Raw genomic sequence first — 13,736 nt, 5'->3', positions numbered from 1 at the left:
CCCGGCTCGCGCCGGGCGTTTGCATTTTCAGAGCGGGAACCCGCGCCGGGGATCATCGTCAGATGGTGAAGCCGCGCTTCTTCATCTCCGCGCGCACCCGGCCCTCGACTTCCTGCGAGAGCTTGACGCTCCAGGCCTGGATGTTGCGCAGGCCGTCGTCGAGGATCTGCTGGCGCTTGGCCACCAGCTTGTGGCCGACCGGCGAGCGGTAGAAGGTCAGGAGCTGGTTCAGCTCGTCGACCGAGAACTGCGCCGCATAGGTGCGGGCGAGGATCTGAATGATCTCGGCGCGGCGGTTCTCATATTGCGGCACGAGCTGCTGGGCGACCTCGCGCAGGTCCCGGATCAGGTCCGGATTGGCCTGCACGAAGCTGCCGGCGGCCTGCTCGATGACGCCGGGAATGAGCGAATCGAAGCTCGAGGCCTCGCCATTGGCGACCAGCAGCTCGTTGGCGAGCTTGAGCTGTTCGGCGCTCGGCTCGGGCGCGGGAGCCGCCGCCGGGGCCTCGGCCTGCCCCATCTTGAACGGCGCGGGCTGCTGCGCCGCCGCCGGCGTCGCCAAGATGACCAAGGCGGCGAGGCCGGGACCGGCCAGCCACCGCGCGCCGCAACGTCCTGCAAAGGCAACCGGCATGAAATATCTCCCTGACGAATCTGTCACGCGCGGTCGAGGACCGTCACGCCGTCGGCGCCCGCGAGGATGACGCGGCTCGCCAGATTGATGAAGAGGCCGTGCTCCACGACGCCCGGCACATCGGCCAGACACGCGGCCAGCGCGGCCGGATCGGGGATGACGCCGAACGCGGCGTCGAGGATGAGGTGTCCCTGATCCGTGACGAAAACATGGCCGTCCGGCCGCCGCCGCAAGGTCAGAAGGCCCTGGCAGCCGGCGCGGCGCGCCGCCTTCTCGATCCCGCGGCGGATGGCGGCGACGCCGAAATCCACCACCTCGATCGGCAGCGGAAAGGTACCGAGCGTCGGCACCTTCTTCGAGGCGTCGGCGATCACGATCATCTGAGCGGCCGCCGAGGCGACGATCTTCTCGCGCAGCAGCGCCCCGCCGCCGCCCTTGATCAGGGTGAGGTCCGGCCCGACCTCGTCCGCGCCGTCCACGACGAGGTCGAGCGCGGGATATTCGTCCAGCGTGCCGAGCGGCACGTCGAGGCTCTCGGCCTGCGCGCGCGTCGCCTCCGAGGTCGGCACGCCCACCACTTCCAGCCCCTGCGCCACGCGCTCGGCGAGCAGCTCGACGAAGTGCTTGGCGGTGGAGCCGGTGCCAAGCCCGAGCTTCATGCCGGAGCGCACATGCTCCAGCGCGCGGGCGGCGGCCTGGCGTTTCAGCGTCTCGGCGTCGGACATGGCGATCTGGAAGCTCTCGGTCGAACGGTTCTAGCCGGTGCTAGCGCCGAAACGCCGCCGCGGCAAGCCGGCGGCGACGCGGGCGCGGGCCGGAGGCGTCAGTGCGAGGCCTTGGTGCACACTACCGAGGGCTCGGTGCCCCCGCCTTCCTTCGGCATGTCGCGCACGTAGCACACGCTCATCTGCCCGGTTTCGGCATTGACCCGGAAGATGCCGGTCTCGCCCGAATAGCGGGTGGAGATCAGGTCGTAGGTGCCGGTTTCGGACGGTCCGGCGCTGCTGTCACGCGGGAAGCACTTGGTGACGCCGATGACGCTGCCCTCGGGCCGCTCGAACTGGCAGGCGCTGACCTCGCCGGTGCGCACGTTCACCGAATAGAGGCGGTTGGCCTGCGCCGAGGGCGGCGAGCCAAACACATAGGGCCCCGGCTCCATCCCCGGCCCCGCTTCCGCCGCGGCGGACGGGGCGGGATCGGGCGCGCCCTGCCCGGTCGACGGGGCGGGCTCGGCCGGCGAAGTGGCGGTGGAGGGCGATTCGTTGCCGCCTGCGGGAGCCTGCGCGTAGGCGGACGGCGCAGCGGCTGTCATCGCCGCCACGGCGAGGCCGATCGCCAATGCCGCGCAAAGGCCGTATCCGGCGCCATGAAAATGGGGTCGGGTCGTCGACGTCATTAAGATGCACTCCCGAAAGCATCGCCTCGATTACCATCGGCTTCCGCCCCACGCATGCGCCCGATGGACGCGGCACGCTGGACAGCAAAAGCGGCAGGATTGTAGGCCATAGGACATAAGCCCGTTTCGCGGCCCGGGCGTCCACCTTTTTTCGTTCCTCGATCCCGGATACCGCCATGACCTCAACTTCCGCCTCCACCCTCTCCTCCCGTCCCGCCGTCATCGCCTTCGACCTCGACGGCACGCTGGTCGACACCGCGCCGGACCTGCTCGACACGCTCGATATCATCCTCGAGGTTGCCGGCGCCCCGCCGCTGCCGCGCGAGGAGACGCGCCGGATGATCGGCGCCGGCGCCAAGGCGCTGGTACGCCGCGGGCTCGACGCCGCCGGCATCTCGGTCGAGCCGGATGCGTTCGAAGGGCTCTATGCGCGCTTCCTCGAGCACTACGCTGATCACATCGCCGATTCCTCGCGCCCCTTCCCCGGCCTCATCGCCGCGCTCGACGAGCTGGAGGCGCGCGGCCACGTGCTCGCGGTGTGCACCAACAAGCTGGAGCACCTCTCGCGCCTGCTGCTCGACCGGCTCGACCTGTCGAGCCGCTTCAAGGTGATCGCCGGCGCCGACACCTTCCCGGTCTACAAGCCCGACGCCGGCCATCTCATCGGCACGGTGGAGCGCGCGGGGGGCGACGTGCGCCGCGCCGTCATGGTCGGCGACAGCATGACCGACGTGCTGACCGCCAAGAACGCCCGCGTGCCGGTGATCGTGGTTCCCTTCGGCTACACCGAGACGCCGGCCGAGGAACTGGGCGGCGACGCGCTGATCCGACACTACGACATGCTGGCGGAAACGGTGGATCGGCTGCTCGCCGGCGGCTGATCGCGCGCAGCGCGCTTGACACCGGCAAGGCCGGCACACTAAATCCTGCCGCCGCAAGACGGACGGCCCGACGCGTTCGGGCCCGGGCGGGCGATTAGCTCAGCGGGAGAGCACTCCCTTCACACGGGAGGGGTCGCAGGTTCAATCCCTGCATCGCCCACCATTCCGCCCCCACGATCGCGTCACCTCGCGCGGCCAGGGCGACTGCGCGTCACGCCATACTTCCGCAAGCGACAATCCGACGTCCGCCGCGTCGGCGCCGTCGAGCTTGGTCGGTTCGGTGATGTGACCCAGGACCTCGAGTGACCGCATCGTGCGTAATCATCCGCCGGTGGTAGGTGGCCCGCCGAAAGAGAGTTTCGATCTGTGGGCGGGGCGTCAAGGCGAAGGTTATCGACGGACGGCTCAGCTTGATCAGGAGATGCTTGCGGACAAGGTGGAGCCTGACCACAACGCTCTCCGCCACGATCTATGCCCCAAGCGGAGATGCTCACGCGCTTGCGACGGCGAGCACGTGAGTATCTCCTCGAGCGGTCGATTGCGGCCCCAGCAGCGGTCAATACGGAGGAGTGGAGGCCTGTCCCTCAAATTGGAGCCGAGGTTAAGCGTAGCGAGCGATCCGTGGCTCAGCCTAAAGGGTCTTCGTCGCTATCAGCGAGTTCCCTGCGGCTAGCTCTTCGATCACGCTCTCAGGGAGGGAGCCCAGAATCCGTTTCCACAGATTCCCCTGGGGCTGCGCCGACATCAGTTCGCCAATCGAGAGGCCGGAAACGAAGTCCCGCTCTTCAGGCGGAAGTTGTTTTACGAGGCTGTTCAGAATCCAGTTGATCGAATAGTCAGGACCTTGGCTATGCCAGCTCCGGCAATCGTCGATCTCGAAGCCGTCGCCGAACGCGAGCTTCAAGCCTTCTCGCGTCGCATTGAAGTAGTGCGACGGGTACCCATGCACCGGAGCGAGGAATGGCCAGTCGATGTAGCATCGGCCACCGGGCTTCAGCATCCTATGGATTTCGCGCGCGACCGACCAGGGGTTTTTGGTGTGCTCCAGTACGGAGAAGCAGCCGATGGCATCGAACGTATTGTCAGGAAACGGGTACCGACATTCGGTACCAACGACAATATCTGCAGTCGTAGACGGATAAACCTCGACATATATGCAGTTAGGATAGACCTCCTTGCGGAGACCGCACCCGAGGTCCATGAAAATCCCATCAGGATTATCTTCAATATCTTTTAGAAACGGCGGAAAGCTGTCATTTGCGCTTTCCGCAAGATAATCACTCAGTTTGTAGTGATCTTCAGACACGGACACCGGGAATGATAATTCATTTCGCAAATATACGTGACCTGCATCTCCAAGACCCAATAATTTCTTGTATCTATCATATTTATGCGAAAGTGCGTCACTTTCCATGTACTCAGAAAATTCTCGGGTAAATTGAAATCTTACTTCATTCACACCATACTGGCGAAAATGGCCCTCGGCATCACCGCCATTTTCGACATAACTCTTAATGTCAGGATTCATCTGGATATAGCCATGCTCGAAAAAATTTGTATCGCTACATTTTTCGAGAACACGAACCGGAGCCGAGGCGTTGTCCATAGGGCATTTCCTTTATGCGTTTATTTAAATTGAGATATCATCCAACCCAAAGTGGATCAAAAACAAAAAGAAACCCATCTTCCCGGAGGAGACCGGGGCGAAACTGAACTCAATCGAGGCGAGCGGATCAGCAATGCCGCGAGGACGAGCAATTCCTCTGCCATCCTCTTAAGGGGCGGCCATCGCCTCTTGTCCGATCGGACGCCGAAGCCGGCTGCGGCCGGTGATCCAGTTGCGCGCCGGTCGTTCGACCACCAGGAACAGCACCGTCGATGCGATGAAAGTCGTCAGCAAGTAGGTCGGAAGCGCCAGCCAGGACGGCATCCCCTGCAGCGCGCTGAAGTGATACGTGAAGCTGTTCTGGACGATCTGGTGGACCATGTAGGTCGCGAATGAAATCTCTCCCAGAAACACCAGCGGACGCGTCCCAAGCACCCAGCCCACGACGCCATGCCCGGATGCCAAAACGAAGATCAGCGCCACCGCACAGGGCAGAAGCGCCGGGCCGAAATTCAGCCACCACCCGAATGGCGGAAAGGTGGCCTGTCCGATCGCCCAGGACACCGCGCTGACATTCAGCCCGTACCACAGCATGAAAGCGATCAAAGCCACCTCGATCACCGAGGCCGCCGCGAAGGATCGCGGCATCAGGTGGCCGTAGCGGCGCCAGGCAAGGCAGCAGCACATGCCGGAGATGAATTCGAACAACCTCGCCAGCGGATTGACGCTCAGAAGCGTCGTGCCGATCACTTGGTTCGGCCCACCCGAGATAGGAACGCCAGCATAGGCCGTAATCGCGCACATCATCAGCCCGAGCCCGAAGGCGAATGACAGCTTCCAGATCCACGTGCGGCCGAAATTGGCGATCAGCAATGGAAACATCACGTAGAAGAAGGCTTCAACCGATATCGTCCAGCTCACGCTATTGAATGAAAATATCACACTGAGAAACGGAACCCATGCGTGAAGCAATAGAACGTTGATGACGGCATTTTTTGTCTGTTCTGGCGAGCCTTGCCACCCGATATAAAGGATAATTGTTAGAAAAAAGCAGGTCAGGTGCAACGGCCATATACGCGCGAATCGCGCCGTGAGATATCGGATGACTACTTTTTGATCCGGAAGTTCTGGATATACATAGGTTATAATAAATCCAGACAGCACAAAGAACAGCATCACGCCATTTGCCAGCGGAAATGAAATCCGCTCAGTGCCGTAGCTTCCCTGAATATGAAAATAAACAATCGCCGCGCTTGCAAAAAAACGCAAGCCCGTAAGCGGCGCGAGCTTATCGGTCTTTTCCCCAACTAAAAATCTTTTTGATGTGAGCCCATCCAAGCGCATCGTCGACAACCCCCTAGCCCCCATTTTGCTTTCATCACACATGGGGTGTCCGGTCCAGACCAATTCTTCTCTAGTCCTCAAATATGATTTCGGGTCATTCACCAACCGCCTGCTCTGCACATGGAACCGCGAAAGCATCGATTTCTTACATCAGGCCGTTGAAACGTATACGAACGACTGCGCCGGGCGGAATTTTTGACGGAATCAATCAGGACGTTACGTGGCGTGGGAAGAGCGGGGCCGCATTTCGGGGTCGAACCTGCGACCCCTCCCGTGTGAAGGGAGTGCTCTCCCGAGCCGACGCTTGAAACCGTAACGGCCCGAAAACTTGGCGCCCGCCTGCGGGGCCAGTTCCCCTCCCCCTGTGGCCGCGTCGCCATAGGCATCGCCGAAACGGCGCCGTAACGTCATCACCGGGCCGTTGTTTGCCCTTTACGCGCCGGAAAGACTAAAGTCCTCGGCGTTGCACGGGGCCGGCCGGTCGTTCCGGCCGCGCAACAGGGAACTGGATTTCGTAGGGGCTTACGATGCGACTGAATCGACTTGCCGCCCTCGCCGTCGCCGCTCTGCTTGCCGGCGCAACCTGGGCGGGCACTTCGCCGGCCAGCGCCGAGGAGGGGTTCTTCTTCGGACTGTTTGCCAAGCCGTATGATTTCGGCAACGGGCCCGGCGGTGCCTCCTCCATCCGCCGCCAGCTCGTGCGCTATGACGGCAAATACGGGCCCGGCACGGTGATCGTGAACACCGGCGAGCGCCGGCTCTATCTCGTGCAGGACAACGGCATGGCCCTGAAATACGGCATCGGCGTCGGGCGCGACGGCTTTCGCTGGGCGGGCGTGAACACCATCAGCCGCAAGGCCGAGTGGCCGGGCTGGACCCCGCCGCCGCAGATGCTGAGGCGCCGGCCGGACCTGCCGCGCTACATGCCCGGCGGCATCGATAATCCGCTCGGGGCGCGCGCGCTCTATCTCGGCAACACGCTCTACCGCATCCACGGCTCCAACGAGCCGGAGTCGATCGGCCAGGCCGTCTCGTCCGGCTGCATCCGCATGACCAATGACGACGTCATCGACCTCTACGACCGCGTGCGGGTCGGCACCAAGGTGGTCGTGCTGAGGTAGGAGACTGGGCGGCGTGCCGGCACTGGCACGCCCCTCGCCGTCGGCCCTCCTTGCCGGCCGATGCCCTCGGCTCCGACGCCTCTGACAGTGGTGCCTTTGACGCCGGCGCCCGGTGCGGGTTCCCGGCGGCGGGGCCGTCCTGCCCTCGACTCGCGCGGGCTCAGTGCCGGCGCACCGTCCCAGGCGTGTCGCGCGAGAGGTTGCGGGAGGCGAGTTCCTGCTGGTAGCGCGTCCAGCGCGCCTCCTGCTCGCGGCCGAGCTCGTGGAACGTGTCCCAGGTGTAGATGCCGGTCGAATGGCCGTCGTCGAAGACGAGCCGCACCGCGTAATTGCCGACCGGGATCACCTCGGCGATGCGCACCTCGCGCTTGCCGGCCACGAGCTGCCGGTCGGCCGCGGAATGGCCCTGCACCTCGGCCGAGGGGCTCTCCACGCGCAGATATTCGGCCGGCAGGGTGAAGCTCGAGCCGTCCTCGAAGGCGATGGTCAGCGCGCTGTGGTCCTTGTGAACCTTGATCTCGGTCGGCCAGGCATCGGTCACGGCGGTCTTTCCCCTTTGCACATCGTCCCCACATAGAGGCGACGGGTTCGCCCGCCAAGCCTCGCGCCGGCATGCACGCGCAAACGTGCGCCCCGGAAGGTTCTCACCGCGACGTGATGGTCAAGTGGCTCCGGTAATCGCCCCATAGGCGCCACCGCCTTGGCACCCCTGGGGCAAGCGGGTAAAAACGTCAGACACGGGCGCCGCTTAGCAGCGCCACGGGAGCGAAGGCAGTGACGAACCAGGAAGCCCTCATCGACCGGATCCAGCGCGAGGCCCCGCGCCCGCCGCTCGTCGACACGTTCGGCCGGGCGGTGAGCTATCTGCGCGTCTCGGTCACCGACAGGTGCGACTTCCGCTGCGTGTACTGCATGGCCGAGCACATGACCTTCCTGCCGAAGCCCGAGCTGCTGACTCTGGAAGAGCTCGACCGGCTGTGCTCGGCCTTCGTCGCGCGCGGGGTGAGGAAGCTGCGCCTCACCGGCGGCGAGCCGCTGGTGCGGCGCGACGTGATGACCCTGTTCCGCTCGCTCTCACGCCATCTCGATTCCGGCGCGCTGGAAGAGCTGACGCTCACCACCAACGGCTCGCAGCTCGCCCGCTTCGCCCGCGAGCTCGCCGATTGCGGGGTGAAGCGCATCAACGTCTCGCTCGACACGCTGGACCCGCAGCGCTTCCGGGCGCTCACCCGCTGGGGCGACCTCGGCAAGGTGCTCGCCGGCATCGACGCCGCGCAGGACGCCGGCATCCATGTGAAGCTGAACGCGGTCGCCCTGCGCGGCGAGAACGAGGACGAGATCCCCGACCTCATCCGCTGGGCCCATGGCCGCGGCATGGACATGTCGCTGATCGAGGTGATGCCGCTCGGCGAGACCGGGGCGGAGCGGCTCGACCAGTACCTGCCGCTCTCCACCGTGCGCGAGCGCCTCGAACAGCAATGGACGCTGAGCGACATCGCCTTCCGCACCGGCGGCCCGGCGCGCTACGTCTCGATCGCCGAGACCGGCGGACGGCTCGGCTTCATCACGCCGCTGACGCACAATTTCTGCGAGGGCTGCAACCGGGTCCGCGTCACCTGCACCGGCACGCTCTACATGTGCCTCGGCCAGGACGACGCGGCGGACCTTCGCGCGCCCCTGCGCGCCTCGGAGAGCGACGACCGCCTGCACGCGGCGCTGGACGAAGCGATCTTCCGGAAGCCGAAGGGGCACGACTTCGTCATCGACCGCCCCGGCCGCCCCCCGGCGCTGCGCCGGCACATGAGCGTCACCGGCGGCTGAGCGCCCTCGCGGGGCCCCGCCGGCAGCCGGCTGCCGCCTATTACCTGCCGCCTTTCCGCTGCATCGCACAGCGCGGCCGAAGCTGCGCCATCGGTGCATGGCAGCTCCTACGTAAGCTTTGTTGCTGCATTGCAATGCGATGTGCATAGCTGCGTGCATGACGCAGTGCTAGCAAGGCACTGCCCGCCCCGCAAAATGCGAGTCCCTTCCATGCAGCTCCCGCTGTTGGCCCTTGCCATGGCGTCTTTCGGCATTGGCACCACCGAATTCGTCATCATGGGACTGCTGCCGGAAGTGGCCGCCGATCTCGGCGTGACGATCCCGGCCGCGGGCATGCTCGTCACCGGCTACGCGCTCGGCGTGGTGATCGGCGCGCCGATCCTCGCCATCGCTACCAACCCGCTGCCGCGCAAGGCGACGCTGATGGTGCTCGCGAGCGTGTTCGTGGTCGGCAACTTCCTCTGCGCCATCGCGCCGGACTACTGGCTGCTGATGGGCGCGCGCGTCGTCACCGCTTTCTGCCACGGCGCCTTCTTCGGCATCGGCGCGGTGGTCGCCGCGAGCCTGGTGCCGCCGAAGCAGCGCGCCAGCGCCATCGCGCTCATGTTCGCCGGGCTGACGCTCGCCAATGTGCTGGGCGTGCCGCTCGGCACCGCGCTCGGCCAGGCGCTGGGCTGGCGTTCCACTTTCTGGGCGGTGGTGCTGATCGGCATCCTCGCGGTCAGCGCGATCGCGCTCTGGGTGCCGCGCGACATTCCCCATGCGGCCGGCAACATCCTGCGCGAATTCGGCGTGCTGAAGCGCCCGCAGGTGCTCATCACCATGCTCATCAGCGTGGTGGCCTCGGCGAACCTGTTCGTGGTCTTCACCTATATCGCGCCGCTGCTGCGCGAGGTGACCGGGCTCGCCCCGCACACCGTGACCTATGTGCTGCTGCTGTTCGGCGTGGGCATCACCATCGGCAACATACTGGGCGGGCGCCTCGCGGACTGGCGGCTGATGCCCTCGCTGATGGGCATCTTCGTCGGGCTCGCCGCCATACTGGTGGTGATGGTGTTCGCGAGCCCGTTCCCGGCATTGACGGTGCCGACCGTGTTCGTGTGGAGCATCCTAGTGTTCGCCGTGGTGGCGCCGATCCAGACCCGCGCGGTCGATTCCGCGGTCGGCGCGCCCAACCTCGCCTCGACCCTCAACCAGGGCGCCTTCAACCTCGGCAACGCCGCCGGCGCGTGGATCGGCGGCGCGGCGATCGCGCTCGGGGCGAGCTATGCGGACCTGCCGTGGATGGGCGCGACGCTGTCGCTGGTCGCTCTCGGCCTGTGCATGGTCTCGCAGGCCATCGAGCGTCGCGAGGGGCGCCTTGCCGCCGTCACCGACGCCGCGTGCGAGGAGTACTGAGCACGCGCCGCCGCCCGCCCGCATTCCGTCGCTTTTCCGTGGCCTGACTTCCGCATTACCCCTCCGGCATCTCCCTCCATGTACGATCCCACCGCCAACCGCCGCGGCATCCTCCTGATGATCGCCGGCTCCTCGGTCTTCTCGACCAACGACGCCATGTCCAAGCTGGCGCTCGCCTACATCCCGCCGACCGAGATCCTCGCCGTGCGCGGGGCGATGGCGGCGGTGCTGATGCTGCTGCTGATCGCCTGGCGCGGCCAGCTTCCGGCGGTGCGCCACGTGCTGGACCGGCGGGTGCTGGCGCGAGCCTCGGCGGAAGCCTGCGTCGCGGTGCTGTTCATCACCGCGATCGTCACCATGTCGATCGGCGACGCGACCGCGATCCTCCAGGTCGCCCCGCTCGCCACCATGGCGGTGGCGGTGCTGGCCTTCGGCGCGCGGATCGGCGCCGGACAGTGGGCGGCGGTCGCCGTCGGCTTCCTCGGTGTGATGCTGATCGTCAAGCCCGGCAGCTCGGCCTTCAACGCGGTGGCGCTGCTGCCACTCGCCTCGGCGCTGCTCATCTCGGCCCGCGACTTCGTGACCGGGCGCATCGGCGCCCATGTGCCGACGCTGGTGGTCACACTCGCCACCGCCCTGGTCGGCATGGCGATCGGCTTCGGCGGCAGCGCGGTCGAGAGCTGGCAGCCGCTGAACCTGTGGACCATCGCCTATCTGTTCGGCGGTTCGCTGTCGCTGCTGTGCGGCCACATGCTGACCATCGCCGCCTTCCGCGGCGCCGACCCCTCGCTCATCTCGCCCTACCGCTACGCCGCGGTGGTGTGCTCGGTGGGGCTGAGCGCGCTGATGTTCAACAACATGCCGGACCTGGTCTCGATCGGGGGCATGGCGCTCATCATGGCCGGCGGGCTCTACACCATGCACCAGCACCGCGCCACGCCGGTCCGCAAGGCCGTCCCGCGGCCGGAGGCATCGGGCGAGCCGGCGCAGCAGCACGGCTCGCCCTGATCGCCCGCGGGAGAGCGGGCGTTCCCGGCGCGCGCCTCACCCGCGCTGGCGGGCGCGGATCATGTAGCCGTCATAGGGATATTCGCCGACCTGCCACCAGAGGTATTCCTCGTTGCGGAAGCCGATCAGCGAATCCATGATTTTCTTGAAGCCGGCGTTCTTCGCGCCGATCTCGGCATAGAGCTCGTTCGCCGCCGTGTAGGAGGCGTCGACGAAGCTCTGCGGGAACGGGCGAAGCTGCGCGCCCTGGGCCACCAGCCGGCGCAGCGCCGCCGGATTGAAGGCGTCGTACTTGGCCAGCATGTCGGCATTGGCATAGGCCACCGCCGCCTCGAAGATCGCCTGATAGGACTTGGGCAGGCCGTTCCACTTGGCGCGGTTCACCACCACGTTCATGGTCGGTCCGCCGTCCCACCAGCCGGGATAGTAGTAATAGGGTGCCACCTTCACGAAGCCGAGCTTCTCGTCGTCATAGGGGCCGACCCATTCGCAGGCGTCGATGGTGCCCTTCTCCAGCGAGGGATAGATGTCGGCCGGCGCGATCTGCTGCGGCACCACGCCGAGCTTGGCCACCACCTGCCCGGCGATGCCGCCGATGCGGAACTTCAGACCCTTGAAGTCGTCGAGGCTCTTCACCTCCTTGCGGAACCAGCCGCCCATCTGGGTGCCGGTATTGCCGCCGAGGAAGCCGACGAGGTTGTACTTGGCGAGCACCTCGTCCTGCAGCTCCCGCCCGCCGCCATGGTAGAACCACGCGTTCTGCTGGCGCGCGTTCAGGCCGAAGGGCATGGTGGTGAAGCAGGCGAAGCTCGGGTCCTTGCCGACATAGTAATAGAGCGGGGTCTGGGCGAGCTCGACGGTGCCGTTCTGCACCGCGTCGAGCGCCTGCAGGCCCGGCACGATCTCGCCGGCGGCGAAGTTCTGGATCTGGAACTTCCCGTCCGTCCCCTCGCTCACATATTTCGAGACCAGCTCGTTGGCGCCGAAGATCGCGTCGAGCACCTTGGGCACGCTGGAGGTCAGGCGCCAGCGCACCTGCGGCGCGCTCTGGGCGATGGCGGGCGCGGCCAGCAGGGTGGCCGGCGCAGCGGCCGCCGCCGTGCGCAGGAAGGCGCGGCGGGGAAGACGCCCCCCGGTGGAAGGCGAGGCGTCTTGGTGCGAAGCGTCGTTGTGGCGCGGGAGATCCGGGCGCGGCTGGCCCGTGGCATCGGCTTCTTTGCTCATGGCGCTTTTCCTGTCACTTCGCGCCGGCCGGCGCAACCGCGCTCGAGGGGTGCCGCGCGGCACCGGAAACGGACATGCCCGGCACGAGGCCGGGCATGGTGGATCTGCTGTCGCGGGCGCAGGCTCAGCCGCGCGGACGGGTGCGGATCTGGAAGGTGTCGAAGGTGTATTCGGCCACCTGCCACCACAGGTTTTCCTCGTTGCGGAAAGCCTGCATGTTGTCGATGACCTTCTTGAAGTTCGCGTTGTTGGCCGAAATCTCGCCCCAGAGCTGGTTGGTCGCCTTGAGGCAGGCCTCCATGACCTCCATCGGATAGGGGCGAAGCTGCGTGCCGTTGGCCACCAGGCGCTTGATCGCCGGCGGGTTCTGGGCGTCGTAGCGCGCCTGCATGATGGTGTTGGCGTAGGTCGAGCCGGCGATCAGCGCCGCCTGGTAGGGCTTCGGCAGGTCGTTGAACTTCTGCAGATTGGCGAAGGCGTGGATGGTCGGGCCGCCCTCCCACCAGCCGGGGTAGTAGTAGAACTTGGCGACCTTGTAGAAGCCGAGCTTCTCGTCGTCATAGGGGCCGACCCATTCGGCGCCGTCGATGGTGCCCTTCTCCAGCGCCGGGTAGATGTCGCCGCCGGCGATCTGCTGCGGCACCGCGCCGAGCTTGGAGAGCACCTGCCCGGCGATGCCGCCGATGCGCATCTTCAGGCCCTGCAGGTCGGAGACGGTCTTGATCTCCTTGGAGAACCAGCCGCCCATCTGGGTGCCGGTGTTGCCGCAGGGCAGGCCGTAGACGTTGTAGTTGGCGTAGAACTCGTTGAAGAGCTCATTGCCGCCGTGCTCGTACAGCCAGGAATTCTGCTGGCGCGCATTGAGGCCGAACGGCACCGAGGCGGCGACGGCGAAGGTGGGGTCCTTGCCGACGAAGTAATAGGACACGGTGTGGCACATCTCGACCGTGTTGTTCTGCACCGCGTCGAGCACCTGCAGGCCGGGGACGATCTCGCCCGCCGCGAAGACCTGGATCTGGAACTTGCCGTCCGTCAGGTCGGAGACCATCTTCGACATGACTTCGGCGCCGCCATAGATGGTGTCCAGCGACTTGGGGAAGCTGGAGGCGAGACGCCAGCGGATTTCCGGGGCCGACTGGGCGATCGCCGGGGCGGCAAGGGTCGTCGCCGCGACGCCGGTGCCGGCGGCAGCGAGAAACTGACGGCGCTTCATCAGAACATCTCTCCTTAACGGGGTTCCTCACGGGCCCGGTTCTGCTTCATCGCATCCGGGCGCAAACGCTTGTTGGCGAAAGACCTACGC

Annotated in this window: 13 protein-coding genes and 1 tRNA gene; 6 read left to right on the top strand and 8 right to left on the bottom strand. The window is 65.8% G+C overall.

Features of this window, described 5'->3' with window-relative positions; all coding sequences use genetic code 11:
• Window positions 1-58: 58 nt before the first annotated feature.
• From NVS83_RS02765 to NVS83_RS02755, 3 genes are all read right to left on the bottom strand, one after another.
• On the bottom strand, window positions 59-634 hold the full coding sequence (locus NVS83_RS02765) for a DUF2059 domain-containing protein (protein WP_258730865.1): 576 nt from the start codon (window positions 632-634) through the stop codon (window positions 59-61).
• A 23-nt stretch (window positions 635-657) separates the two neighbouring features.
• Complete coding sequence (gene rpiA, locus NVS83_RS02760; RefSeq protein ID WP_258737958.1) at window positions 658-1,359, bottom strand: ribose-5-phosphate isomerase RpiA; 702 nt, start codon at window positions 1,357-1,359, stop codon at window positions 658-660.
• 98 nt (window positions 1,360-1,457) lie between these two features.
• The gene (locus tag NVS83_RS02755) at window positions 1,458-1,946 is read right to left on the bottom strand and encodes a hypothetical protein (protein ID WP_258737957.1); all 489 of its coding nucleotides are present in this window, start codon (window positions 1,944-1,946) and stop codon (window positions 1,458-1,460) included.
• Window positions 1,947-2,206: 260 nt separating this feature from the next.
• On the opposite strand from NVS83_RS02755, the gene NVS83_RS02750 reads away from it, so the two are divergent.
• Together NVS83_RS02750 and NVS83_RS02745 are read left to right on the top strand one after the other, a co-directional pair.
• Complete coding sequence (locus NVS83_RS02750; RefSeq protein WP_258737956.1) at window positions 2,207-2,911, top strand: HAD-IA family hydrolase; 705 nt, start codon at window positions 2,207-2,209, stop codon at window positions 2,909-2,911.
• A gap of 88 nt (window positions 2,912-2,999) precedes the next feature.
• Window positions 3,000-3,074: transfer RNA gene (locus NVS83_RS02745), tRNA-Val, on the top strand.
• A 468-nt stretch (window positions 3,075-3,542) separates the two neighbouring features.
• Here the strand turns inward: NVS83_RS02745 and NVS83_RS02740 are convergent.
• Window positions 3,543-4,517 (bottom strand): class I SAM-dependent methyltransferase, encoded by a 975-nt coding sequence (locus tag NVS83_RS02740; RefSeq protein WP_258737955.1) that lies wholly within the window; start codon window positions 4,515-4,517, stop codon window positions 3,543-3,545.
• 168 nt (window positions 4,518-4,685) lie between these two features.
• Window positions 4,686-5,903, bottom strand: coding sequence for an acyltransferase family protein (locus NVS83_RS02735; protein ID WP_258737954.1), 1,218 nt, complete (start codon window positions 5,901-5,903; stop codon window positions 4,686-4,688).
• A gap of 485 nt (window positions 5,904-6,388) precedes the next feature.
• On the opposite strand from NVS83_RS02735, the gene NVS83_RS02730 reads away from it, so the two are divergent.
• On the top strand, window positions 6,389-6,982 hold the full coding sequence (locus NVS83_RS02730) for a L,D-transpeptidase (protein WP_258737953.1): 594 nt from the start codon (window positions 6,389-6,391) through the stop codon (window positions 6,980-6,982).
• Window positions 6,983-7,142: 160 nt separating this feature from the next.
• On the opposite strand, the gene NVS83_RS02725 is transcribed toward NVS83_RS02730, so the two are convergent.
• Window positions 7,143-7,523 carry a gamma-butyrobetaine hydroxylase family protein gene (locus NVS83_RS02725; RefSeq protein ID WP_258737952.1) on the bottom strand — a complete coding sequence of 127 codons (381 nt, stop codon included), beginning with the start codon at window positions 7,521-7,523 and terminating at the stop codon, window positions 7,143-7,145.
• Between the two features lie 233 nt (window positions 7,524-7,756).
• On the opposite strand from NVS83_RS02725, the gene moaA reads away from it, so the two are divergent.
• The 3 genes from moaA (at window position 7,757) to NVS83_RS02710 (ending at window position 11,209) form a co-directional block, all read left to right on the top strand.
• Window positions 7,757-8,803 carry a GTP 3',8-cyclase MoaA gene (gene moaA, locus NVS83_RS02720; protein WP_258730873.1) on the top strand — a complete coding sequence of 349 codons (1,047 nt, stop codon included), beginning with the start codon at window positions 7,757-7,759 and terminating at the stop codon, window positions 8,801-8,803.
• A 210-nt stretch (window positions 8,804-9,013) separates the two neighbouring features.
• On the top strand, window positions 9,014-10,201 hold the full coding sequence (locus tag NVS83_RS02715; protein WP_258737950.1) for an MFS transporter: 1,188 nt from the start codon (window positions 9,014-9,016) through the stop codon (window positions 10,199-10,201).
• Between the two features lie 78 nt (window positions 10,202-10,279).
• Window positions 10,280-11,209 (top strand): DMT family transporter, encoded by a 930-nt coding sequence (locus NVS83_RS02710; protein ID WP_258737949.1) that lies wholly within the window; start codon window positions 10,280-10,282, stop codon window positions 11,207-11,209.
• A 36-nt stretch (window positions 11,210-11,245) separates the two neighbouring features.
• Here NVS83_RS02710 and NVS83_RS02705 read toward each other — a convergent pair whose 3' ends face one another.
• Together NVS83_RS02705 and NVS83_RS02700 are read right to left on the bottom strand one after the other, a co-directional pair.
• Window positions 11,246-12,433: a TRAP transporter substrate-binding protein gene (locus NVS83_RS02705; protein ID WP_258737948.1), complete on the bottom strand. Its 1,188-nt coding sequence runs from the start codon at window positions 12,431-12,433 to the stop codon at window positions 11,246-11,248.
• A 124-nt stretch (window positions 12,434-12,557) separates the two neighbouring features.
• Window positions 12,558-13,646, bottom strand: coding sequence for a TRAP transporter substrate-binding protein (locus tag NVS83_RS02700; RefSeq protein WP_258737947.1), 1,089 nt, complete (start codon window positions 13,644-13,646; stop codon window positions 12,558-12,560).
• Window positions 13,647-13,736 lie beyond the last annotated feature (90 nt).

Source organism: Ancylobacter mangrovi (assembly GCF_024752335.1).
Classification (GTDB): Bacteria; Pseudomonadota; Alphaproteobacteria; order Rhizobiales; family Xanthobacteraceae; genus Ancylobacter; species Ancylobacter mangrovi.
Note: the sequence above shows the minus strand (reverse complement) of the source record. Positions and strands in the feature narration are given on the sequence as shown.

Coding starts and splice junctions, on each gene's coding strand:
- NVS83_RS02765 (WP_258730865.1), bottom strand. CDS start 634: ATGCCGGTTGCCTTTGCAGGACGTTGCGGCGCGCGGTGGCTGGCCGGT.
- rpiA (WP_258737958.1), bottom strand. CDS start 1,359: ATGTCCGACGCCGAGACGCTGAAACGCCAGGCCGCCGCCCGCGCGCTG.
- NVS83_RS02755 (WP_258737957.1), bottom strand. CDS start 1,946: ATGACAGCCGCTGCGCCGTCCGCCTACGCGCAGGCTCCCGCAGGCGGC.
- NVS83_RS02750 (WP_258737956.1), top strand. CDS start 2,207: ATGACCTCAACTTCCGCCTCCACCCTCTCCTCCCGTCCCGCCGTCATC.
- NVS83_RS02740 (WP_258737955.1), bottom strand. CDS start 4,517: ATGGACAACGCCTCGGCTCCGGTTCGTGTTCTCGAAAAATGTAGCGAT.
- NVS83_RS02735 (WP_258737954.1), bottom strand. CDS start 5,903: ATGTGTGATGAAAGCAAAATGGGGGCTAGGGGGTTGTCGACGATGCGC.
- NVS83_RS02730 (WP_258737953.1), top strand. CDS start 6,389: ATGCGACTGAATCGACTTGCCGCCCTCGCCGTCGCCGCTCTGCTTGCC.
- NVS83_RS02715 (WP_258737950.1), top strand. CDS start 9,014: ATGCAGCTCCCGCTGTTGGCCCTTGCCATGGCGTCTTTCGGCATTGGC.
- NVS83_RS02710 (WP_258737949.1), top strand. CDS start 10,280: ATGTACGATCCCACCGCCAACCGCCGCGGCATCCTCCTGATGATCGCC.
- NVS83_RS02705 (WP_258737948.1), bottom strand. CDS start 12,433: ATGAGCAAAGAAGCCGATGCCACGGGCCAGCCGCGCCCGGATCTCCCG.
- NVS83_RS02700 (WP_258737947.1), bottom strand. CDS start 13,646: ATGAAGCGCCGTCAGTTTCTCGCTGCCGCCGGCACCGGCGTCGCGGCG.